Raw genomic sequence first — 23,955 nt, forward strand, 5'->3', positions numbered from 1 at the left:
CTTATCCAGTTCCTAAATCGGCTCGGTCTTGAGAGCTTATCGCGCCCCGCGAACGGCTTGAAAACGCCATACCAATGGGAGGCTTGCCCCTTGAAAATGCGCGGAAAATCGCCGTGGGGGGTTTAGCAGGTCAATCGCCCTTCTCGCAAGCAGGCGAAGTGTGGGCGAATCGATCAAGATGCGGCGATTTCGGGTCTGCCCCCGGTCATCCGGGCGAGATTGTGCCAATTCGACGCGGCGCGCGGTCCGCGCTCTCGTCCTTGAGCGCCACGCCGCTGACCTGCCGCGCCAGCCCCTCTCGGACCAGCCAGGCGATCTTGAAGGCAGCCTCGTCATAGCCGAGCCCGGCGTGGTGAATGTTGGACACGCAATTGCGCTCGGCATCGGTCCGGCCGGGCTTCGGCGCGAACGTCAGATAGGCGCCGAGACTGTCGGGCGCCGACAGACCCGGCCGCTCGCCGATCAGCGTCGCCACCATGCGCGCGCCGAGAATAGCGCCGATCTCGTCGCCGAGCGCAACGCGGGCGCCCGAGGCGACGACGGCATGGCCGACCGCGACGTCATCCCGTTCCGCGAGCAACGGCAGCAGGTGCCTCACCAGGGCCACCGCATGGGCGTGGACCGCGGCCGCGGACAGGCCGTCGCCGATCACGAGCGCGAGCTGGCACGGCGCCGCGGCTGCTTGCGCCAGAACCTCGACCGAGCCGGATTCAAGCCGTCGTCCCAGATCCGGCCGCCGCAGATAGTCCCCGCGGTCCACCGCCTGGCTCCTGACCTCGGTCACGGCAAGTCCAAGCGCGCCGAGATCGGCGACCATACGCGAGGCGTCGAAGGCGGCGTGCACGGCATCGCGGGCGCGGGCATGATCGAGCGTGAAATCGAGCAGCGCCTTGGTCGGCACGCTCGCACCGCTGCGGCCGAGCGCAACGCGCGCGGGCGTGAACGACCTGAGGTCGATGGTCGGGCGAGCCGGGACGGACTTCTCACTCATTCGGCGGGAACGGCGGCCTCACGCAGCCGGATCGAGTAGTTCGAGGCGTTCTGCCTGCCGCTGGAGGCCGCGCGCGCAAAGGTGATGAGATGGTGCGCGATCAGGGTGCATCCGATCAGGCCTTCGAGATCTCCGTGCATGATGCGCCCCAGTGCGAACTTCCAGAACACGCGCCTGTAGTCGCCGAGCACACCGACCTTCCAGAAGATGTTGCGCAGCATGACGAGGCCGCGCCGGATGTTGGGCCAGGTCTTCATCTCGTCCGGCCTCGGCATCTTGAGCCGGCGCACATAGACGTGGTCGCATTGATGCTGGTAGCGAGCGTAGACCTTCTCGGGCGCATAAGCGACCGCCATGGCGTGCTTCCAGGATGCGACGACCTCGTCGTACGGCAGCAGGAAATCGACGTTGGAATCGCGCGCGTCGTCCTCGATCAGGCGTCCCTCGCGTTCCAGCCGGTCCCATAGCGGCGTCTTCGGCAGCGCCTGAAGCAGGTTGATCGTGAGCAGCGGAATCCGGGACTCCTCGACGAAGTCGAGCAGCGCCTCCGACGTATTCGGCTTGTCGGTGTCGAGCCCCATGATGATGCCCGAGACGACCTCCATGCCGTAGGAGTTGATGGTGCGCACGCCCTCCAGGATCGGGACCATCATGTTGTGGTCCTTCTGCATCGCCTTCAACGCGTCGGGATCCGGCGTCTCGATGCCGCAGAAGATGGTGACGAAATAGGCCTCGCGCATCTTCTCGAGGATCTCTGGTCTCTTCGCGATGTTGAGCGTCGCCTCGCAGGCGAGCCGCACCACGTAGCCGGTCCGCTTCTGCCATTCGATCAGGTGCGGCAACAGGTCCAGGGCTGCCTTGCGGTTGCCGATGAAGTTGTCGTCGACGAAATAGACGGTGTCGGTCATGCCGCATTCGCGCAGGCGATCGAGCTCGGCGATGATCTGCTGCGGCGACTTGATGCGCGGATTGCGCCCGTAGAGGCCGGGGATGTCGCAGAACTCGCACTGGTAGGGACAGCCGCTGGAATATTGGATGCTGCCGAGGAAGTATTTCTTGACGTCGGCAAGCTCGTAGGCCGGGATCGGAAACTCCGTCATCGGCACGCGGTCTTTGGTGGTCAGCACCACCTGCTGCTCGGGCCGCGAGGTGTCGCGCGACAGGATGTCGATCAGCTGGTTGGTGGCATCGCCGAGTTCGCCCACATGGAGATAGTCGAACGACGGATAATAATCCGGGCAGGCGCTGACGGAGGGGCCGCCGAGCGCGACCGGCAGGTCGAACTCATGCGCACGGCGGCAGATGTCGTTCATCTGCTGGCGCTGGATGTGCATGCCGCTGACGAAAACCGCCTCGGCCCATTCGAACTCTTCCCTGGTCGTGCGGCGGAGGTTCTCGTCGACAAATTTGACCTGCCAGTCTTTCGGCAGATAGGCGGAGATCAGCAGAAGCCCTTGCGGCGGCATGAAGGCGCGGACGCCGTCGGTCAGGGGATAGGAATGCTCGAACGTCCCGAATGAAGAGGTGTATCGCGGAAATACGCAGAGAATCCGCCGTGACGTTCCGTTACTTTCAGCTCGCATCAAAGCTCCCCCGCCACGCTCGACCGAATGGTGCGGAAATTGCCAGCCAGACATATAGCGTAATGCTGCCGCCGGAATTTCTCAATATTGTGGCATAAGCACAATTCCGAAAGACGCCGATGGTTTCCTGAAGGGAAACTTTGATGCTTCGGACCGCTCACGCGATCAGCCGCGAGGCAAAATCGGGCAGCAGGCCTGCATCGCCGGCAAGTCGGAAATCGGCGCCTGCAATTCCCGACCGCGCCAGCCAGTCGTCGAATTCCGGCGCGCGGCGCAGACCGAAGACGTCGCGGACATAGAGCGCGTCGTGAAAAGACGTCGATTGATAGTTCAGCATGACGTCGTCCGCGCCGGGGACGCCCATGATGAAGGTGACGCCGGCCGCGGCGAGCAGCGTCAGCAGATTGTCCATGTCGTCCTGGTCCGCCTCGGCGTGGTTGGTGTAGCAGATGTCGATCCCGAGCGGCAGGCCGAGCAGCTTGCCGCAGAAATGATCCTCCAGTCCCGCACGGATGATCTCCTTGCCGTCATAGAGATATTCCGGGCCGATGAAGCCGACCACGCTGTTGACCAATAGCGGGGCAAAGGCGCGGGCGACCGCATAGGCGCGCGCCTCGCAGGTCTGCTGGTCGAGGCCATGATGGGCGCCCGCCGACAGCGCCGAGCCCTGGCCGGTCTCGAAATACATCACGTTCTGCCCGACCGTACCGCGCCGCAGCGACAGTCCGGCCTCCTGCGCCTCTTTCAGAAGCTTGAGGTCGATGCCGAAGCTGCGGTTGGCGGCCTCGGTGCCGGCGACCGACTGGAAGACGAGATCGACCGGCACGCCCTGCCCGATCAGCGACAGCGTCGTCGTGACATGGGTCAGCACGCAGCCTTGCGTCGGGATCTTCAGCCGCGCGATGATCTCGTCGAGCAGCCGCAGCAATTGCCCGATGACGGCGGGATCGTCGCTGGCCGGATTGATGCCGATGCAGGCATCGCCGGCGCCAAGCAGGATGCCGTCGAGGATCGAGGCGGTGATGCCCCTGGCATCGTCGAACGGATGGTTGGGCTGCAGCCGCGTGCTCATCCGGCCCTTCAGGCCGATGGTGTTGCGGAAGGCGGTGGTGACCTCGCATTTCCGCGCCACCAGGATCAGGTCCTGGTTGCGCATCAGCTTCGACACTGCAGCCGCCATTTCCGGCGTGATACCGCCCGCCAGCCCGCGCAGGACGTCTGGCGTTGCGGCATCCGACAACAGCCAGTCGCGGAAGCCGCCGACCGACAGGGATGCCACCGGCGCGAAGGCCTTGGCGTCGTGGCTGTCGATGACGAGGCGGGTGACCTCGTCGGCCTCATAGGGGATGACGGCTTCCTGCAGGAACTGGGCGAGCGGAACGTCGGCGAGCGCCATCCGCGCCGCGATCATCTGCTCGGCAGTGTCGGCGGCGATCCCGGCCAGCCGGTCGCCGGAGCGCGGTGGCGTCGCCTTGGCAAGGAGATCGCGCAGGTCCGGGAAGGTGTAGCTCGTCGCATCGATGGTGTGACGGTAGATCAAGGGCCTCTCCGGGGTTCGTCGGCCAACGGCCGCGTCCAGCGCGATCCCGAGACTATACCCTCAGATCAAGGCGCTGAAATATCTTACTTTTCTTTCGACTAAGGGCTAGGCGCCCAACCCCGCCGTTAACGCCGCATCCATCTTCGTTCTGCATAGTTTTGCATCAAATCCAAACGACCGTGCTCACCGGCCGCTCCAGGCCATCTCAGGCCCCTTGAACGCCATGACATCAGACCGATCTGGGAATGCCGCCGGCCTCGTCGGCCGCTTCACGCTTGCCACCAAGCTCTATGCGATCTTCGCACTGTTCGCCCTGCTCACCGCGGCGATCGCGGGGCTGTCCGAGTATAACAGCCGCCGCAGTGCCGACCTGGCCAGCGCGATCGAGACGGCGAATGCTGCCGCACTGAACGTCGAGCGGGTCAACTCGCTGGTCTATGCGGTCGTGATGGAGTCGCGCGGCGTCTACATGTCCACCGAGCCCGCCGTCGTGAAGAAATACGGCGAGGGTCTGCTCAAGTTCAACGCCCAGATCCTCGACGTCGTGAAGCGCTGGGAAACCATCGTCAAGGCCGACGACGCCGAGCAGTTCGCCACCTTCAAGAAGCGCATCGAGCAGTTCGTCGAATTCCGCAAGGAGTTGGTGCGCCGCGGCGTCGAGATCAATGCGGCCGCGGGCCGCGAATGGGGCGACAACGACGCCAATCGCAGCGTCCGCTCGGCGCTGAACAAGGACCTCGAAGCCCTCTCCAAGGTCTATGCCGAACGCGCCAGGCAGATCGCGCAGCAGACCGAGACCAATCGCACGCTGACCTTCGTGCTGACCTGTCTCGGCGGCGTGGCGCTGGCCCTGGTCGTGATCGGCATCGTCATCATCGCCCGCTCGATCGCACGGCCCCTCTCGGCCATCACCGCGACCATCAAGCAGGTCGCCGACGGGACCGAGGACGTCGTGGTGCCCTATAGCCGCCGCGCCGACGAGATCGGCGCACTGGCCCGCGCGATCGAGGTCTTCCAGAAGGCGATGGGCCGCAACCGCAACCTCGCCTCGCAGGTCTCGCAGGACGCCGCCGCACGCGAGGAGCGCGCCCGTCACATCGAACGATCCGTCGAGGCGTTTGGCGAGGCGATCGGCGCGATCATGCGCGGCCTCAGCGACAACGCTTCGGTCATGCGCGAGACGGCACAGACCATCACCCGTGTCACCGCGGACGCCAATAGCCGCGCCGGCACGGCGGCGAACGCCACCGAGCAGGCCTCGCACAACGTCACGGCGGTGGCGGGCGCGGCCGAGGAACTGTCGGCCTCGGTGGTGGAGATCGGCCGCCAAGTCCGCCAGAGCGCCGGCGCAGTCGAGCAGACCGGCCAGCGCACCGAGAAATCGATCTCCGAGATCGAGAGCCTTGCCGCGGCCACGCAGCGCATCGACGGCGTGCTCAGCCTGATCCAGGCGATCGCCGAGCAGACCAACCTGCTCGCGCTCAACGCCACCATCGAGGCCGCCCGCGCCGGCGATGCCGGCCGCGGCTTTGCCGTCGTCGCCCATGAGGTGAAGGCGCTGGCGGGACAGACCGCGAAGGCGACCGCCGAGATCGGCGAGAACGTCGCGATGATCCAGACCTCGACCCGCAACGCGGTCGACGCCGTGCGCGAGATCGGCGGCGCGGTGCGCGAGATCAACGAGGTCACCTCAGCGATCGCCGGCGCCGTCAGTCAGCAGGATCAGGCCACGCGCGAGATCTCGTCCAACGCGCAGAGCGCCGCACAGGGCAACGAGACGCTCGTGGCGAACATCACCTCGCTGCGCGACGCCATCGGCGAGACTGACACCGCGGCGGCGTCCGTGCTGACGGCGGCGAGCAGCCTGACCGAGACGGCGGACACGCTGTCGCGCGAGGTGGAGAAGTTCTTCCAGAACCTGCGCGCCGGGTCGGCGGAGAGCCGCATCACCCAGGCGGCCTGACGAAGCGCCCGCCGCTCGCGACGACGGCGGTCGACATGGGAACGCGGTCCTCCTCCGGCATAGCGTTCAGCCAACGGGCCCAGGGATCCAATAGTCGCCAGACAGCGGCTTGACCGAGACATCAGGAATGACTCCGAGTTCCATGCTCGGATCGAAGTGGCGCATCGTCCGCTCATTGAGGTCAATGATGCGACCGGGCCTGAGCGGCCCGACGTCGTTGATCTTGACGATGACCTTCTTGCCGACGGCCTCGACGAGAGCATATTTCGGTCTCGCTCCAAATTTGATTCCACCAAATTTCTGACGCAAGCTCGTCTTGATGGCAGCGGTCCAAACCGAGGGATCATAGCGCTCGCCGGAGGCTGTGCTCGGGCCGCCCTCCTCCTTGCCGGGCTTGAACGGATTATACGTGGATGCTGCGCCGACGATCGCTTCCCCGGAGGCGGCATCGACGACGGCGCTTGAATGAACCCTACCTGTTTCGCTTCGAGCGACCGTTACAGAAACGACAAGCGCAATCAGGGCGCTGCAAATCGCAGCGCTCCAGCGGAACACCATTACATCTCCTTTGATTTTCTCGATCGTCCGGTTCACGACGCCGCAACATGGGCAAGCGAACGCGAAAGCGTTCGAGGCTTGCGCCAATCTCGTGCGGAATCCAGCCAACCCGGCTGCGGAACCGTCGTGGGAACCAGAGCAGTCCCCACACAGTGTTTTAGTTGCCACCGTCTAAGACAGCGATTGCGTCAGCAGCATGACACCGGAAGCGAGGCTCGGCGTCGCAGTCTTACGTGTTCGGCGGTATGAACGCTTTGCGCCACTTCCCAACAGCGCGAGACTGCAGGACAGGTTGCATATCGTTGTTCGGCAACAGGAGGCTTCTCCTCCTACCCCATCACCCCGCCGCGCCTGATCAGCTCCTTGCCCACCGCCGCCAGATGCACCTGGTCCGGGCCGTCGCCGATGCGGATGAAGCGGGCGTAGACATAGGCGCGGGCGAGGAAGGTGTCCTGCGAAACGCCGGCGGCGCCGTGAATCTGGATGGCGCGGTCGATAACGCGGGCGGCCATGCTGGGCACCACGATCTTGGCAGCGGCGATGAGGTCGCGCGCCGCCTTGTTACCCTCGCGGTCCATCTTGTCGGCGGCCTGCAGCGTGAGCAGGCGCGCCTGCGCAATCTCGCAGAAGGAATGTGCGATGTCCTCGCGCACCGAACCCTGCTCGGCCAGCGGCTTGCCGAAGGCAACGCGCGAGACCGACCGCTGGCACATCAATTCCAGCGCGCGCTGGGCGCAGCCGATCAGCCGCATGCAATGATGGATGCGGCCTGGCCCGAGCCGCCCCTGCGCGATCTCGAAGCCGCGGCCCTCGCCGAGCAAAATGTTCTCTGCGGGCACGCGGACGTTCTCGTAGACGATCTCGGGATGGCCGACAGGGGCGTCGTCATAGCCGTAGGTGAGCATGTCGCGGACGATACGGACGCCGGGCGTATTTTTCGGCACCAGGATCATGGATTGCTGGCGATGGCGATCGGGATCGTCAGGCGCGGTCTTGCCCATCACGATCAGGATCTCGCAATCCTCGTTCATGGCGCCCGAGGTGAACCATTTGCGGCCGTTGATGACGTAGTCGTTTCCATCGCGCTTGATCTCGCACTGGATGTTGGTGGCATCGCTGGAGGCGACCTGCGGCTCGGTCATCGAGAAGCCTGAGCGGATGCGCCCCTCGAGCAGCGGCTTCAGCCAGCGCTCCTGCTGCGCCGGCGTGCCGTAGTTCGCCAGCACCTCCATGTTGCCGACATCGGGCGCCGAGCAATTGAACACCTCGGGCGCCCAGAGAATGCGGCCCATGATCTCCTTCACGGGCGCATATTCGAGATTGGTCAGGCCCGGTCCGTGCTCGCCTGACAGGAACAGGTTCCAGAGCCCCTGCTCGCGCGCGAGGCGCTTCAGGTCCTGCAGAATTAGCGGCGTCTTGTAGCGCGATGCTTCCGGCTTGACCTGCTCGTAGTAGAGCTCCTCGACCGGCTCGACATGCGCTCGCATGAACTGGCGGACACGCTCCTGCAGCTCGAGCGAACGGGGAGAGTGTTGAAAGTCCATGGTAGCCTCCTTCTTCCTTCTCCCCTTGTGGGAGAAGGTGGCGCGAAGCGCCGGATGAGGGGTTCTCTCCTCCGGCAACACCGTTCGCGAGGAGAGAGACCCCTCACCCGGCTGCGCTTCGCGCATCCACCCTCTCCCACAAGGGGAGAGGATGAACCGTTTCCGTGGTCGCTATCTGTCCCGCCTCACGTCCCCTTCAGCAGCTCGCTCGCGACGATCCAGTCGTTGCCGTCGAACTGCAGCATATAGCCGTCCTTGATCGGGCGGAAATCCTGCGGCGTGGTGTTGAGCGTGATGCCGGGCATCAGCAGCGACAGCGGCACGTTCTTCAAATTCGCCGCCTGCGCCATGATGTTCTCGCGCGTGAGATTGTCCTTGCATTGCTTCAGCAGCACCACCAGCGCTTCGGCGACGGTGTAGCCGTAGAGGCCGGCGACGTTGTTGACGTCGGCATTGGGCAGGCGCTTCTTCATGAAATCGATATAGGCAGACATCGCCGGATCGTTCTTCGGCGTCTCGACGAACGGCTTGAGCGCGCCGAGCGACAGCACGCCCTTTCCGGCATCGAGGCCCGCGGGCACCATCACGGTGGCCTTGTTGGCGCAGCCGCTCGCGATGAAGCGCGTCGCCTGCCAGCCGACCTCATGCGCCTTGCGGATCGCCTGCGCGCAGGCGCGCGGCGTCACCGAATAGATCAGGAAGACGTCGGCTTTCGTATTCGCCAGCGTCAGCACCTGGGAATCGACGGTGGGGTCGGCGACCTCGAAGCTCGAGGCCATCGCGATCGCCTTGTCGGCGTCGGCACCGAGCGCCTCCTTGACGCCGCGCAGATATTCCTTGCCGGCGTCGTCGTTCTGATAGAGCACCGCGAAACGCGCATTCGGGTTCTTGGCGCGGGCATAGGCGACGTCGATCGCGGCCTCGCTGGTGTAGTTCGGCGCCCAGGGCAGCGCCATCGACCAGGGCATGTTGGCGGGATCGTTCCACTTGGAGGCCGAGCTGATCAGGAAGAGCTGCGGGACCTTGTTGCTGTTGAGATATTTCGCGATCGCCGAGCTCGGCGCCGTGCCCATGGTCGCGAAGATGAAGGCGACGCCGTCGCCCTCGACCAGCCGGCGTGCCGCCTCCATGGTCTTGGGCGGCGAGAACGCGTCGTCGAGCGAGATCAGATTGAGCTTGCGGCCGTTGACCCCGCCTTTCTCGTTGACCTCGTCGAAATAGGCGGAGATCACCCTGCCCGTAATGCTGAGCGGCGAGGCCGGCCCACTATAGGGCATGGTGTTGCCGATCTTGATCTCGGTGTCGCTGACGCCGGGACCGTAGGATTTCTGCGCGGCGGCGGGCGTGGACAGGCAGGCGGCAGCCAGCGCTGCGGCCAACACCAATGCGGCTTTCATGGTTTCTCCCCGATGATTGTCCCCGCTACGCCATGAGGCGGTCGCGCGGCGCGCTGCTTTTTGTCAGCGCGTCAGATCAACGGAGTTGCGTCACACGGTCTTGCGTCGAGTTGCTGATGACCCGGCTCGGTCAACGACGCCGCTTCAGACCGAGGCCCAGACTGATCCATCCGGCTCCCGCCATGATGAGGTCGATGCCGAGGAACAGGCCGAGGATGTAGACGCTGTTGACCGGCCAGCGCGCAACGATCAAGAGGCCAAGCAGAAGCGTGATCGCGCCCGAGACCGCCACCCACACCCACGGCGTCTCACGTTTCATGTTGAAGGCGAGGAACAACCTGATGGCGCCGGAGGCAATCAGTGACGCACCCAGAAAGAGCGTCAACAGCACCGCCGCGAGCAGCGGGTTCTGAAAGGTCACGAAGCCCGCGATGACGTAGAGCACGCCGAGCAGGGCCCAGATCAGGAACTTGCCCCAGCTTTTCAACTGGAATGCGCCGATGATTTCGGCGACACCGGCGACGATCATCATGGCGCCGACCACGACCACGCTCGCTATCGTCGCCATCGCCACGCTGCCGAGCGCGACGAAGCCGGCGATCAGATAGACGACACCGAGCGCGACGATCCAGCCCCATTTGGCATGCAGCGCAGCAATGCCCGAGCCGAGACTCCCGTGGGGAGACGTATCCGAAGCACTTGTCATGGCGGTTCACTCCTGCTGCGAAGCCCCCGACGCACAATTCAAGATAGCACGAGCCGTACCGGGACGACAGCCAGCAGAACACCGCCGTCCGGCAGCAACATTGATGCAAGTCAAGATCGAATGCAGCGAAAATGTCTGGTCTCGCCTTCGATGGTCAGGCGCGCTCGGCCGCCTTGCGCACGTCGAGCACGGCCCGCGCCCATTCGGCCGGCCGCTCCTGTGGCAGATTGTGGCCGGCATCGGTGAAGACGCGCCGCTCGAACGAGCCTTCGAATTTGCGCGCGTGATGGGCTGTGCCGGGATTGACGCCGTCGCTGTCGCCGTCGATCGCGATGGTCGGGACGCGGATCGCCGGCTGGCCTGCGAGCCTCGCCTCGATCGCGGCATAGGCAGGATCGCCCGCGACCAGCGCGTAGCGGTGGCGGTAGGAGTGGATCACGACATCGACGAAATCAGGATTGTCGAAGGACACCGCGCTCCGCTCGAACGTGGTGTCGTCGAACGCCCATTTCGGCGACCACATCGACCAGAGCTGTCGCGCGAAACCGCGGCGGTTGCGCTCCAGCGCAAGGCGGCCACGCTCGTTGTGGAAGAGATATTGATACCAGAGCGCGGCTTCCTCCGGCGGCGAGGCCGGCTCCATGGCGCGGGCGATGTTCTGAATGTTGTAGGAATTGCCGGAAACGAGCCCGATCACGCGCTCCGGATGAAGCGCCGAGACCACGCAGGCCGCGCGTCCGCCCCAGTCATAGCCCCCGATCACCGCGCGCGTGATGCCGAGCGCGTCCATGAAGGCCAAGAGATCGGCGCCGAGCGCCGCCTGCTCGCCGGAGCGCGGCGTCCCGGGAAAGCGAAACCGCGTCGGCCCATAGCCGCGCAGCCAGGGCACCAGCACCCGCGCGCCTCCTTGCGCGATGAGGGGCGCCGCCTCGGCATAGGCGTTCACGTCGTAGGGAAAACCGTGGCCCATGATACAGGGCCAGCCGTCCGGCGCGCCGTATTCGCGATAGGCGATGTCGAGGATATCCGTGGCGATCGTTTTTTGTTGCATGGTTGCTCGCGGCGCCGGGAGACAGTCGCCCGAACTATCTCTGCGGGCCGGACAGCGAGATGTCGCGCTCGGCGCGGAACACGTTGCTGTAGAGATTGGCGATCCATTGCCGACCGATCTCGGTCTTGTTGAGATAGCCGATCTCGGTCTGGATGTGGGGCGCGACGCTGTTCCAGTAGAATTGCGGATAGCGGTTCACGATGTCGGCGGGCGAGTCGTAGCCGAGCTGGCGGTTCATGCCGACCTCCTCGAACTCGTAATAGAGCGCGTTCGCCTTGCGCAGATAGTTGGGATCGCCGAGCTGCCCGATGAAGTCGGCGGCGCGCAGGATCGAGGCTTCGTCGTCATAGTCCTGGCCTTCGCGGGCCGGAAAGCGTGTCCCCTCGATGGCGCGGGCAACGCGCTCCGGATCTACACCGGGAATATGCCGCAGCCGCCGGGTCACGTAGAGCTTCGAGCGATCGACGTGATACATCATCAGGCTCGCATCCGATGCACCACGCGGTAACGATATCTTGGTGTCGGCCGCGTCAATGACGAAGCCGTCGGAATCGTCCTCCTCGAACAGCCCGCGCACATAGCCGATGTCGTGGGCGAGGCAGGCAATCAGGACATGGACGTAATCCTCGGCCGACAGGTGGGTATGAAGGCTTCGGCCGCCGAGGATCGCCTGGGCCGCCAGCGTCACCAGCATCGTGTGCTCGATATTGTGGTAGAGCGCATCGCTGTTGCCGATGCATTCCATCGCGGTGCGGGTCGCGCTCTCGACGATATTGGCAGAAGTCTCATCGTACCGGCGACGCATGAACTTGCCGAGGAATTGCTCCAGGGATTCAGCCGCCAGTCTCGGTAAGGTTATCATGGATGCAGCCCCGTCCGCTGGTGTCCCATGCCATCTCCCGACGTCTCATAATTGTCCGCGACGCAACGGGAAGCATAGCCCATCTTGGGCCGGCTGGCCAAACCCTTGGGAACGCGATTACGGAAATATGTTACCGTTGTGCTATGCGACATCGCGGTTGCGGCAGCGGCCCGATACATCCTCGCGGGCAGGCAGCGGCACGGGAGCCCCGCTTCTACTCCACCAGCACCACGTCGACGGCGACGCCGAGCTTCTGCTTCGGCGAGCCGACGATGATGCCGTCGACCGGCGAGACGTCGGAGAAATCGCGCCCCACTGCAAGCACGATATGGTCGTTGCCAATCAGCAGATCGTTGGTCGGATCGAAATCGACCCAGCCAAGCTCGGTCCCGCACCACAGCGACACCCAGGCATGGGTGGCATCGGCACCTTGCAGGCGTGCCTGGCCAGGCGGCGGAATGGTGCGCAGATATCCGCTGACATAGGCCGCTGGCAGACCGAGCCCGCGCAGCCCCGCGATCATGACATGGGCAAAATCCTGGCAGACGCCATGACGCTTGTCGAAAACCTCGCCAAGCGGCGTCGAGATCACCGTCGCCTTGGAGTCGTAGCGAAACTGGTTGTGAATACGATGCATCAGATCAACCGCGCCTTGGAGGATGCCTGCGCCGGGCGGAAAGCTTTCCGCCGCATAGGCGCTGACGGGACGCAGCACCGGCACCAGCGGGCTGGCGAAGACATAGCCGACCGGCGAGGCCGGCCCGAGGCTCGTCGCCTCGAAGGCGATATCGCGAACGCTCTCCCAGGGCGGACTGAGCGCATCGCGCGCCGGCGGCTGGCGCGACACCGTGACGCGCGAGCGCGAGTCGATGCGCAGATTGCGATGCGCGGCCTCGATCACGACGCTCTCGGTGAGCGTGCCGAAGAAATCGCGCCGCACCGTCCGCTCGGCAGGCCGCGGACGTATCTCGACACGGTGCGAGATCAGCTGCTGGCCGCCGCCACTGCGCGGCTCCAGCCGCAGCGTGCAGCGGGCAAAGCTGACGGGATACTCGTATTCATAGGTCGTGACGTGACGGATGTCGTAGATCACGCCAGCCCCGTCAGCTTTTCCGGCCGGCTGGCATTGGGACCATGCGGGAAATAGTGCTGCCCGATCGCCTCGGCGAGGCTGAGCAGATCCTGCTCCAGCGCGAACAGCGTCTTGACCTCGAGCTTCTCGGCCTCCGCGGTCGCAAGCATCGCCTCCATGGCGACCGCAAGGCGTTGCGGCTTCTCGATCAGGCCGTGCTCCTTCAGGCTCGGCAGCGCCGCGATGTGCTCGTTCAGCGTCGTGACCTGGAACGCGACCGAGCGCGGATTGTAGGGATCGAGCACGGCAAGATCGCGCACCGGCGCCAGGATCGGCGCCAGCAGATAGCGCGAGCGGTAGGTGATCTGGCAATCCACCAGCGTCAGCAGGATGTCGAGATCCTCGTCGCCGGCCTCGTCATAGGCGAACTGGCGCGTGAAACGCGTGGTGTTGATGGCGCGCTCGGTGCGGCGGCCGATGTCGAGGAAGCGCCAGCCGGCGGCGCGATTCATGTTCTCCTGTGCCAGGCCGGCAAAGCTCGCGAGCTCCTGCAAGGTCAGCTCGGCCGCGCTGACCACGCTGTCGTCGTCCTCCACCTCGTAAGCCAGCCGTTCGGCCATCTCGGTGATGACCTGCCAGGCGTCGGGCGACAGCCGCTCGCGCAAGGAGGTTGCCGTGCGCTGCGCCGCGCGCACCAGCGACAGCGCCGAACCGAAGCGATCCGGACTCTGCAACGCCTCGGCGACGATGCGCCCGTGCGCGGTGCGCGATGTTTGCGAAACCGCGCCCCAGGCCACCAGAAGCCGCTGGATGCGTTCGGTCGATTGCAGCGAGGCCGCCGTGCCCTTGTTGGGGCCGCTCGGCGAGCCCAAGGCGCGCACGAGGCGCAGCGTCGCCTCGGCGCGTTCGAGATAGCGGCCGAGCCAGAACAGATTGTCGGCGGCGCGGCTCGGCAGCACGCCCGCGATGCGGCGGATTCGCACCTTGTCGGTCGCCGGCAGCAGGGTCGCGGTCGAGACCTGCTTGTCGGAGACGACCCAGACGTCGGCAGCGCGCGCACCGTCGCCCATCGACACCGCGCGCGCGTCGGGCTGCTCGGCGATGCGGCAGAAGCCACCGGGCATGATGGCCCAGCCATCCGGTGTCGCCGCCGCGAACACGCGCAGCACGAACGGACGCGGGCTGATCTGGCCCTGGTCCCACACCGGCATGGTGGAGAGCCGCACCACCTCTTGGCCGACATAATCCATGCCGCGCGCACTGATGGCCTCGACCAGACGCTGGCGATCGCCGGCATCCAATTCGCTTGCCAGCACCGGGCCCGCGCGGTCGAGACCGGGCACGGCGCGCTGGTAGGCGCCTTCGATCGCGACCTCGTCGAGCCGCGCCAGCACCTCCTCGCGCGCCGATCGCTGCCCGCACCACCAGGTCGCGATGTGCGGCATCTTCAGCTCTTCGCCGAGCAGGCGGCGGCTGAGTGCCGGCAGGAAGCCGAGCAGCGCCCGCGCCTCCAGGACGCCCGAGCCCGGCATGTTGGCGACGACGACGCCGTCCTTGCGCAGCACGTCAATGAGGCCGGGGACCCCGAGATGCGAGGAGGCATCGAGCTCGAGCGGGTCGAGCGAGTTGGAATCGACCCGGCGCAGCAGCACGTCGAGCCGCTTCAGCCCGGCGACGGTGCGGATGTGGATACGGTTGTCGCTGACGGCGAGATCGTCGCCCTCGACGAGGAGGAAGCCGAGATAGCGCGCCAGCGTCGCGTGCTCGAAATAGGTCTCGCTGAAACTGCCGGGGGTGAGCACGCCGATGCGCGGCTCGTCGCGGTCGGCGCGGGCGCGAAGTGAATCGCGGAAGGCCTCGAAGAACGGCGCAACGCGCGGCACGTTCATCGACTTGTAGAGGTCGGAGAAGGCGCGCGAGAGTACCAGGCGGTTCTCCAGCGCGTAGCCCGCGCCCGACGGCGCCTGGGTGCGGTCGCCGAGCACCCACCAGCGGCCGTCGGGCCCGCGGCCGACATCGGCGGCGTAGATCGAGAGATAGCGTCCACCCGGCGGCGGCACGCCGCAGACGGGGCGGAGATATTCGGGACTGCCGGCGATCGCAGCTGCCGGCAGCGCGCCTTCGGCGACCAGCCGGCCTTCGCCATAGATGTCGCCCAGCACGCGCTCGAGCAGCTCGGCGCGCTGGGTGATGCCGGCGCAAAGCTGCCGCCAATCGGCCTCGTCGATCAAAAGCGGCAGATGGCTGATCGACCAGGGCCGATCGGCGCTGTCGCCGGGGGCGCGATAGGTGACGCCGGCCTCGCGGAGGTGACGGTCGGCCATGCCGAAGCGCCGCTCGATCTCGTCGGGCGCGAGCGCGCCGAAGGCATCGAAGAAGCGGCTCCAGACCGCGCGCGGGGCGCCGTCGGGCCCCAAGAACTCGTCGGGAATACCGGGCAGGCGCTTATAATCGCGGACCCACTGCGCAAGGCGGCGCTGGCCTTCGCGCTGGCCTTGCGCTCTACCCGCCTTGTCGTCCTGTTCGGCCGCGCCCTCGCCCATGCGCCTCTCCCTGCCCCACCATCATACTCATTGCAGGAGCGGGGTCCGCAAGTCGAGGGTCAGCGGAAACTCATTTGTGCGTTCCTCGGGCGGTGGCCGGACCGGTCCCGGTGTATGGCCGTGGTCCTGGAAGCGCGCCAGCCGCCGCGCCTCGGCCTCATAGGTGTTGACCGGCTTGGTCTCGTAGCTTCGGCCGCCCGGATGGGCGACGTGATAGACGCAGCCGCCGAGCGAGCGGCCGTTCCAGGTGTCGATCAGGTCGAAGGTCAGCGGCGCGTGGACCGGGATGGTCGGGTGCAGGCCGGAGGCCGGCTGCCAGGCCTTGAAGCGGACGCCGGCCACGGCCTCGGCCGAGCGGCCGGTCGAGGTCATCGGCAGGCGGCGGCCGTTGCAGGTGACGATGTGGCGGCCCTCGACGAAGCCTTCGGTCTTGACCTGGAGCCGCTCGACGGATGAGTCGACATAGCGCACGGTTCCGCCGGCCGAGCCCTCCTCGCCCAGCACGTGCCAGGGCTCCAGCGCCTGGCGCAGCTCCAGCGTCACGCCGCCATGATGGACGCGGCCGAAAGCGGGAAAGCGGAATTCGAGCTGGGCCAGATACCATTCCGGCTCGAAAGGGTAGCCGAACTGCTTCAGCTCGGTGAGCACGTCCAGGAAGTCTTCCCAGATGAAATGCGGCAGCATGTAGCGGTCATGCAGCGCGGTGCCCCAGCGCACGAACTTGCCGGTTTGCGGCTCGCGCCACATCTTTGCGATCAGCGCGCGGATCAGGAGCTGCTGCGCCAGCGACATGCGCGGATCGGGCGGCATTTCGAGCGCGCGGAATTCGACGAGCCCGAGCCGGCCCGTGGTCCCGTCGGGCGAATAGAGCTTGTCGATGCAGATCTCGGCGCGATGAGTGTTGCCGGTGATGTCGACGAGCAGATGCCGGAACAGCCGGTCCACCAGCCACAGCGGTGCCTGGGTGCCCGGCGGCGGCACATGCGAGAGCGCGATCTCGAGCTCGTAGATGCTGTCGTGGCGGGCCTCGTCGATGCGCGGCGCCTGGCTGGTCGGGCCGATGAACAGGCCCGAGAAGAAATAGGACAGCGACGGATGCCGCTGCCAGTACAGCACGAGGCTCTTGAGAAGATCGGCCCGGCGCAGGAAAGGTGAATCCTGCGGCGAGGAGCCGCCGACCACGACGTGGTTGCCGCCGCCGGTGCCGGTGTGGCGGCCGTCGACCAGGAAGCGGTTGGCGCCGAGGCGCGTCTTGCCGGCGTCCTCATAGAGCCCGACGGTGATGTCGACCGCCTCGCGCCAGCTCCTGGCCGGCTGGATGTTGACCTCGATGACGCCGGGGTCGGGCGTCACCTTGATGACTTCGATGCGCGGATCGAACGGCGGCGGATAGCCCTCGACATGAACCTGAATCTGCATCTCTTCGGCGGTCGCTTCGAGCGCCGCGATCAGTTCGAGATAATCCTCGATGCGCTCGACCGGGGGCATGAAGGCGCAGAGCACGCCGTTGCGGACCTCGACCGACATCGCGGTGCGCACGGGAACCGAGGTGTTGAGATGCTCCGGCTCGACCCGCGGTGGCGCTTCCGGACGCGCCGGTGACGTGAACACCGGCAGCTTGCCCCGTGCCTCCATCGGATCTTGCTCGACGATGTAGGGATATTGGTTGGGCGGGACATAACCGAGCGAGCCGATCGGCAAGCGCAAGCCGAGAGGCGAATCGCCGGGCATCAGGAACAGATGATTGCGCCGGAGTTGCCAACGCTCGCTGCGCCAGCGCGGCGGCGCGTTCCAGCGCTGCACCGGCAGAACGAACCCCCGCGGCGTGTTGAGACCCTCGTCGAACACGCGCGCCATGCGCGCGCGGGCTTCCGGATCGGACAATTTGGAGTCGGAGGGATCGACGTTGACGGGAAGCTCGGCCTCCTTCTGGAGCCAGTACGCAGTGTCCTCATAGGCCGGCATGATGTAGCCGGGATCGAGCCCGAGCCGCAACGCCGCACCCTCCACGAACGCCTGGGCGTCCTTGACCTCGGCGCGCCGCGGATTCTCGATCTTCGCGATCAGGTCGCCATTCTTCCAGATCGGCACGCCGTCCTTGCGCCAGTACAGGCCGAAGGCCCAGCGCGGCAGGCTTTCGCCGGGATACCATTTGCCCTGGCCGTAATGCAGCAGCCCGCCGGGCGCGAAGCGCGTGCGCAGGCGGCGGATCAGATCGTCGCCGAGCCCGCGCTTGGTCGGACCGACGGCTTCCGTATTCCACTCCGCCGCTTCGAGATCGTCGACCGAGACGAAGGTCGGCTCGCCGCCCATGGTGAGCCGCACGTCCTGCGCAGCGAGATCGCCGTCGACCTGCTCGCCGAGATCGTTGAGCCGCGCCCAGGATTCGTCCGAGAACGGTTTTGTGATGCGCGGCGCCTCGCGGATGCGCTTTACGCTCATGTCGAATTCGAACTCGACCTCGGCAAAGCCGGCGCCGCCCGAAATCGGTGCGGCCGAGCGATAATGCGGCGTGGCGGCGACCGGGATGTGGCCCTCGCCCGCGAGCATGCCGGAGGTCGCATCGAACCCGATCCACCCCGCGCCCGGCAGATAGACCTCGGCCCAGGCGTGCAGGTCGGTGAAGTCGTTCTCGACCTCGGGGGGGCCCTCGATCGGATCGATGTCGGGACGGATCTGGATCAGGTAGCCGGACACGAAACGCGCGGCGAGCCCGAGATGACGCAGCGTCTGGATCAGGAGCCAGGCCGAGTCGCGGCACGATCCAGCGCCGGAGGAGAGCGTCTCCTCCGGTGTCTGCACGCCCGGCTCCATACGGATGATGTAACGGACGTGCTTTTGAAGCTCGCGATTGAGATCGACCAGGAAGTTGACGGTGTTCGGGGCGTCATGCGGGATCGTGTCGAGAAATTTGGCGAACAGGCGATCGGGCTTGACGGTCTCGAGATACGGCGCGAGCTCGGTCTTCAGGTCTTTGGGGTACTCGAAGGGAAAGCTGTCGGCGTAAGGCTCGACGAAGAAGTCGAACGGGTTGACCACCGTCATCTGCGCCGTGAAGTCGACCTCGATCTTCAGCTCGGTCGTCTTCTCCGGGAAGACGTAGCGGGCGAGCCAGTTACCCTGCGGATCCTGCTGCCAGTTCACGAAATGGTTGGATGGCGTGACCTTGAGGGAATAGCTCAGGACCGGCGTGCGCGTATGCGGCGCCGGCCGCAGCCGGATGGTCTGCGGTCCCAGATCGATCGGGCGGTCGTATTTGTAGTGCGTGACGTGATGTAATGCGACGTAGATCGACACGGGGTGCGGTGCTCCAGCAGCTTTTTTGAGCAGAACACCTGATGTGGGTGCGATCAAGCACTAACAACGGGCAAAGGGTGCCTAGGAAGTATCCCGGTCACATCGTAGACCGGGCGGCACGGCGCAAGTGCGCCTTTGCCCACCCACGAGACCGCTAGGTAAGATGCGGGCTAGCGCCGGATGAGGGGTATGTCACCGCTCGCAGAGCTGTTCGTGAGGAGAGACCCCCTCACCCGTCTCGCCGCTTTGCGGCGAGCCACCCTCTCCCGCAAGGGGAGAGGGAACGAGATCGCCTCCCTACGCCGCCGAGGTCAGCCGCTGCAGAAACTGCGTCACCTCGCGGCGGAGCGTCTCGACCTCGCCATGGACGCGTTCGGAGGCGCTGTTGACGCGGCTGGCCACCCGGCCGGTATCGGCGGCGGCTTCGCTGATGCCCGACACGTTGGAGGAGACCTGCGAGGTGCCGGCCGAGGCCTCCTGGACGTTGCGGGCGATCTCGCGCGTCGCAGCGCCCTGCTGTTCGACCGAGGCCGCGATCGCGGCGGTGATGCCGTCGATCTCGCCGATGGTCTGCGCGATCGCCTCGACGGCTGCGACCGAATTGGTCGTCGATTGCTGCATCTCGCCGACCTTGGCGCTGATCTCCTCGGTCGCCTTCGCAGTCTGGTTGGCGAGGCTCTTGACCTCGGAGGCCACCACCGCGAAGCCGCGGCCCGCCTCACCTGCCCGCGCCGCCTCGATCGTGGCGTTGAGCGCGAGCAGGTTGGTCTGCTCGGCGATCTCGCTGATCAGCTTGACGACGTCGCCGATCCGCATCGCGGCATCCGCGAGGCTGCGAATTTCGCTGCCGGCACGATTGGCCTCGTCGACGGCGCGCCCGGTGCTCGTGGTCGAACCGGCGACCTGGCGGCTGATCTCCGCGATCGAGGACGCGAGCTGCTCCGCGGCGCTCGCCACCGTCGCGACATTGCTCGAGGCCTGATCTGACGCGCTGCGCATGCCCGAGGTCTGGCGGCTCGTGATCTCCGCCGCCGCCGCCATCTGGCCGGCATCGGATTCCAGATCGGTCGCGGCGCTCATGAGCGTGCCCGCAACCTCGTCGAGATGCGTGCCGAAGTGCTTTGCGAGGCCGGCGATCTCGACCACGCGGCGGCCGAGGCTGTCGGTGCCGGCATTGATCACGCTGGCCGAGCGGCGGAACGAGCCGGGCAAGCCGCGCGCGAGGATCTTGCGGAAATACTTGCCCCGGCTGGCATAGTCCATCGACGCCGAAGCCTCGCGGACGAAGGCGTCGGTGATGTCGAGCATGTCGTTGACCGACTTCTGGATGGCGCCGATCCGCCCGGCCTGGCGCTCGCTCAGGATCCGCGCTTCGAGATCGCCGCGCGCCGCCTTGCGGCACACATCGGCCACCTCATCAACGGCCATTGCCGCGCGGTGCTGACACCAGAGGGCATAGCCGAGCAGCGTGATCGCCGCGCCGAGCGGCGCTGCGTTGACGATTCCGCTCCAGCCGAGCAGCGAGACGGCGAACGCGACGGCGACGAGAAGACACGCGAGCGCGGTCGCTGCTTTCGCCTTAGAGAGAGAGCACGAATTCATCGTAAGCAACACCGTTTTGCTTGAGCAGAGCGACCATCACGTCGAAGCTTGCGCGCATGCCGTCCTTGGCATTGGCGTGGCGCGCCTCTTCCGCGCAGAGCGCTTTGTAGATCGGCTTGATGCGCTCGACAGGCGCCGGATGGGGCCTGCGTCGATTGGAGTGATAGCCGATGATGTTGCCGCGATCGTCGAGCGTCGGGGTGACATGGGCGAACACCCAATAATGGCTGCCGTCCCCGGCGAGATTGACGACGTAGGCGAAGATCTCCTGCTTGGCCTGGAGTGTATCCCACAGCAGCTTGAAGACGCAGCGCGGCATGTCCGGATGGCGGATCAGGCTGTGGGGCGCGCCCATCAGCTCCTTCCAGGAGTACTTCGCCATGCGGAGAAAGACGTCGTTGGCGTAGGTGATGCGGCCCTTGAGATCGGTCTTCGATACGATCAGCTCCTCCTCACCGAGGAGATTTTCCACCCCCGTGGGACGTATCGCTTGCATCGCTTGATCCTCGAACACAGGCTGGCCCACCACGCTGTGGACCGCATCACACCGTGTCTACGGCAACAGTGTTAATCAGGTGTAAGTTTGAGAACCTCGGGGCGAGATGCGCGCCTCCGTATCATTACTTAGCAAGGGATCGTTACATCCCGCGCAACCACACGCGCCCCTGTTATCACTCGATTCAATTGCGACTGCGTTGCGATTGCGCCGCGCGCCGCGCGCCGCGCGACTACATCGTCGCGCCGAGCACCCAGGGCGCGAACTCGGCGCCGCCGAAATCGAAGCTTTCGCTCTTGGTCGGTTGACCCGAGGCGGTCTTGAGGATGAGTTCGAAGATGCGCTGGCCGCATTGCTCGACGCTCTCCTCGCCTTCGAGGATGGTGCCGCAATTGACGTCCATGTCCTCTTCCATGCGCTTGTACATCGGCGTGTTCGTGGCGAGCTTGATCGAGGGCGCCGGCTTGCAGCCGAACACGCTGCCGCGGCCCGTGGTGAAGCAGACGAGATTGGCGCCGCCCGCCACCTGGCCGGTCGCCGCGACCGGGTCGTAACCGGGCGTGTCCATGAAGACGAAACCCTTCTTGGTGATGGGCTCGGCGTAACGCAGGACCTCGACGAGATTGGTGGTGCCGGCCTTCGCCATCGCGCCGAGCGACTTCTCCAGAATGGTGGTGAGACCGCCGGCCTTGTTGCCGGGGCTCGGATTGGCATTCATCTCGGCGCCTTCACGCGCGGTGTATTCGTCCCACCAGCGCATGAGGTCGACCAGCTTCTCGCCGACCTCGCGGCTGACGGCGCGGCGCGTCAAGAGATGCTCGGCGCCGTAGGTCTCCGGCGTCTCCGACAGGATCACTGTGCCGCCGTGGCGCACGATGAGATCGCTGGCAGCACCGAGCGCGGGATTGGCTGACACGCCGGAATAGCCATCCGAGCCGCCGCATTGCAGCGCCACGGTGAGCTCGCTCGCCGGCACCGTTTCGCGCTTGACCTTGTCGGCATCAGTCAGCGCCTCGCGCACGAAGGCGATGCCGGCCTCGACCGTCTTGCGGGTGCCGCCGACCTCCTGAATGTCCATCGCGCGCAGGCGGCCGGCGAGCTTCTGTTCTTCCATCAGGCCGCCGATCTGGTTCACCTCGCAGCCCAGCCCAAGCACGATGACGTGGGAGAAATTGACGTGGCGTGCGTAGCCGCCGAGCGTGCGGCGGAGCAGCGCGAGCGGCTCGTTCTGCGTCATGCCGCAGCCGGTCTTGTGGGTCAGCGCGACCACGCCGTCGACATTGGGGAACTCGGCCAGCGGATTGTCGCCGGTGAAGGGATTTTTCTTGAAGACGTCGGCGACGAGGCTCGCGACATGCGCGCTGCAATTCACCGAGGTGAGAATGCCGATATAGTTGCGCGTGGCGACACGGCCGTCCGGGCGGCGGATGCCCTCGAAGGTCGCCGGCAGATCGAAATTCGGCGTCGGCTTGACGTCGGCGCAATAGGCATAGTCCTTGGCGAAATCGCCCATGCCGCAATTCTGCACGTGCACGTGCTGGCCCGGCGCGATCGGCACCGTCGCAAAGCCGATGATCTGGCCGTAGCGCTTGACCGGCTCGCCGACCGCGATCGGCTTGATCGCGACCTTGTGGCCGGAGGGAATGCGTTCGACCGTGGTCACGCCATCCACCACCACCGTCCCCGGCGGCAGGCTGGCGCGCGCGATCAGCACGCCATCATCGGGATGCAGGCGGATGACTGGGCTGATGGTCATGGCAGGTCTCCTTCGGAGGCGAGTAACGAATAGTGAGTGGCGAATGGAAAAGGGAGCAGCCCTATTCGCTACTCCCCATCCGCCATTCGCGAGTTTCTTAAGCCTTGCCGCCCGAATCCTTGCGGGTCGCGTTGACCTGCATCTTGGCGTAGGTCGTCATCAGGCCGACCTCGTTCGACAGCGTCACCAGCTTGAAGCCCATGTTGATGGCGCGCGCCGCGCCTTCGGCGCCGCTGCAATGGATGCCCGGATTGAGGCCGCGCTTGCCGCACTCCTTGATGATCTTCTCGTAGATCGCGAGGATCTCGGGCTCGCTGCGGTCGAGCTTGGGTTCGAGGCCGTAGGAGAATCCGAGATCGGACGGCCCGATATAGACGCCGTCGATGCCTTCGACGTCGAGGATCGCTTCCATGTTCTCGACCGCGGTCTTGGTCTCCATCATCGGCAGCAGGATGGTGTCGGCATTCGCGGTCTTCTGATACGAGCCCGCGGTGCCGTACATGCCGGCGCGGATCGGGCCGTTGGAGCGCACGCCCTGCGGCGGATATTTGGAATAGGAGACCAGGTTCCTGGCTTCCTGCGGCGTGTTGACCATCGGGCAGATCACGCCATAGGCGCCGCCGTCGAGCACCTTGCCGATGATGCCGGGCTCGTTCCAGGGCACGCGGACCATCGGGGTCACGGGATGCTTGTCCATCGCCTGGAAGCACTGGACCATCGATAGATAGTCCTGCACGCCGTGCTGCATGTCGACGGTGACGCTGTCGAAGCCGCATTGCGCGATCATCTCGGCCGAGAAGCCGGAGGGAATTGCGAGCCACGCGTTGACCACGGCCTTGCCCGACTTCCAGATTTCCTTGACCTTGTTCGCCACGTTGCCTTCCTTCTTTGTTGTTTGGACCGTCGTCATTGCGAGCGACAGGGAGCAATCCAACATCCCTCGGCGGTGACACTCTGGATTGCCTCGGGGGCCGAGCCCTTCCCGATGGGCCGC

General features: G+C 65.7%; 17 protein-coding genes. 1 reads left to right on the forward strand and 16 read right to left on the reverse strand.

Annotated features, from left to right (window positions below; all coding sequences use genetic code 11):
- Positions 1 to 205 precede the first annotated feature (205 nt).
- The 3 genes from eutC to RX330_RS26375 all read right to left on the reverse strand — a co-directional run bounded on the left by eutC (position 206) and on the right by RX330_RS26375 (position 4,114).
- Complete coding sequence (gene eutC, locus RX330_RS26365; RefSeq protein ID WP_317240412.1) at positions 206 to 991, reverse strand: ethanolamine ammonia-lyase subunit EutC; 786 nt, start codon at positions 989 to 991, stop codon at positions 206 to 208.
- On the reverse strand, positions 988 to 2,574 hold the full coding sequence (locus RX330_RS26370; RefSeq protein ID WP_317240413.1) for a B12-binding domain-containing radical SAM protein: 1,587 nt from the start codon (positions 2,572 to 2,574) through the stop codon (positions 988 to 990). Before RX330_RS26370 ends, eutC begins: the two co-directional genes overlap by 4 nt.
- 157 nt (positions 2,575 to 2,731) lie before the next feature.
- Positions 2,732 to 4,114, reverse strand: coding sequence for an ethanolamine ammonia-lyase subunit EutB (locus RX330_RS26375; protein ID WP_317240414.1), 1,383 nt, complete (start codon positions 4,112 to 4,114; stop codon positions 2,732 to 2,734).
- Positions 4,115 to 4,337: 223 nt separating this feature from the next.
- On the opposite strand from RX330_RS26375, the gene RX330_RS26380 reads away from it, so the two are divergent.
- Positions 4,338 to 6,077: a methyl-accepting chemotaxis protein gene (locus RX330_RS26380; protein WP_317240415.1), complete on the forward strand. Its 1,740-nt coding sequence runs from the start codon at positions 4,338 to 4,340 to the stop codon at positions 6,075 to 6,077.
- A gap of 66 nt (positions 6,078 to 6,143) precedes the next feature.
- Here RX330_RS26380 and RX330_RS26385 read toward each other — a convergent pair whose 3' ends face one another.
- The 13 genes from RX330_RS26385 to RX330_RS26445 all read right to left on the reverse strand — a co-directional run bounded on the left by RX330_RS26385 (position 6,144) and on the right by RX330_RS26445 (position 23,835).
- The gene (locus tag RX330_RS26385; protein ID WP_317243973.1) at positions 6,144 to 6,635 is read right to left on the reverse strand and encodes a septal ring lytic transglycosylase RlpA family protein; all 492 of its coding nucleotides are present in this window, start codon (positions 6,633 to 6,635) and stop codon (positions 6,144 to 6,146) included.
- Between the two features lie 329 nt (positions 6,636 to 6,964).
- Complete coding sequence (locus RX330_RS26390) at positions 6,965 to 8,179, reverse strand: acyl-CoA dehydrogenase family protein (RefSeq protein WP_317240416.1); 1,215 nt, start codon at positions 8,177 to 8,179, stop codon at positions 6,965 to 6,967.
- Positions 8,180 to 8,364: 185 nt separating this feature from the next.
- Positions 8,365 to 9,576, reverse strand: a complete 1,212-nt coding sequence (locus tag RX330_RS26395) for an ABC transporter substrate-binding protein (RefSeq protein WP_317240417.1) — start codon at positions 9,574 to 9,576, stop codon at positions 8,365 to 8,367.
- A gap of 130 nt (positions 9,577 to 9,706) precedes the next feature.
- The gene (locus RX330_RS26400) at positions 9,707 to 10,282 is read right to left on the reverse strand and encodes an HdeD family acid-resistance protein (RefSeq protein ID WP_317240418.1); all 576 of its coding nucleotides are present in this window, start codon (positions 10,280 to 10,282) and stop codon (positions 9,707 to 9,709) included.
- 154 nt (positions 10,283 to 10,436) lie between these two features.
- The gene (locus RX330_RS26405) at positions 10,437 to 11,333 is read right to left on the reverse strand and encodes an alpha/beta fold hydrolase (RefSeq protein ID WP_317240419.1); all 897 of its coding nucleotides are present in this window, start codon (positions 11,331 to 11,333) and stop codon (positions 10,437 to 10,439) included.
- Between the two features lie 34 nt (positions 11,334 to 11,367).
- Positions 11,368 to 12,195 (reverse strand): HD domain-containing protein, encoded by an 828-nt coding sequence (locus tag RX330_RS26410; protein WP_212081241.1) that lies wholly within the window; start codon positions 12,193 to 12,195, stop codon positions 11,368 to 11,370.
- 214 nt (positions 12,196 to 12,409) lie between these two features.
- Complete coding sequence (locus RX330_RS26415) at positions 12,410 to 13,288, reverse strand: transglutaminase N-terminal domain-containing protein (RefSeq protein ID WP_212081240.1); 879 nt, start codon at positions 13,286 to 13,288, stop codon at positions 12,410 to 12,412.
- Positions 13,285 to 15,810, reverse strand: a complete 2,526-nt coding sequence (locus RX330_RS26420) for a circularly permuted type 2 ATP-grasp protein (RefSeq protein WP_317240420.1) — start codon at positions 15,808 to 15,810, stop codon at positions 13,285 to 13,287. Before RX330_RS26420 ends, RX330_RS26415 begins: the two co-directional genes overlap by 4 nt.
- A gap of 27 nt (positions 15,811 to 15,837) precedes the next feature.
- Positions 15,838 to 19,107: a DUF2126 domain-containing protein gene (locus tag RX330_RS26425; protein WP_317240421.1), complete on the reverse strand. Its 3,270-nt coding sequence runs from the start codon at positions 19,105 to 19,107 to the stop codon at positions 15,838 to 15,840.
- Positions 19,108 to 19,404: 297 nt separating this feature from the next.
- Complete coding sequence (locus RX330_RS26430) at positions 19,405 to 20,709, reverse strand: methyl-accepting chemotaxis protein (RefSeq protein ID WP_317240422.1); 1,305 nt, start codon at positions 20,707 to 20,709, stop codon at positions 19,405 to 19,407.
- On the reverse strand, positions 20,687 to 21,205 hold the full coding sequence (locus RX330_RS26435; protein WP_317240423.1) for a PAS domain-containing protein: 519 nt from the start codon (positions 21,203 to 21,205) through the stop codon (positions 20,687 to 20,689). The genes RX330_RS26430 and RX330_RS26435 overlap by 23 nt, the downstream gene beginning before the upstream one ends.
- A 232-nt stretch (positions 21,206 to 21,437) precedes the next feature.
- Entirely contained in the window at positions 21,438 to 22,961 is a 1,524-nt protein-coding gene (locus RX330_RS26440) for a UxaA family hydrolase (protein WP_317240424.1), read from the reverse strand.
- Positions 22,962 to 23,058: 97 nt separating this feature from the next.
- Positions 23,059 to 23,835: an HpcH/HpaI aldolase family protein gene (locus RX330_RS26445; protein ID WP_008549964.1), complete on the reverse strand. Its 777-nt coding sequence runs from the start codon at positions 23,833 to 23,835 to the stop codon at positions 23,059 to 23,061.
- Between the last annotated feature and the right edge of the window lie 120 nt (positions 23,836 to 23,955).

It is taken from the genome of Bradyrhizobium sp. NDS-1, assembly GCF_032918005.1.
Taxonomy (GTDB): domain Bacteria; phylum Pseudomonadota; class Alphaproteobacteria; order Rhizobiales; family Xanthobacteraceae; genus Bradyrhizobium; species Bradyrhizobium tunisiense.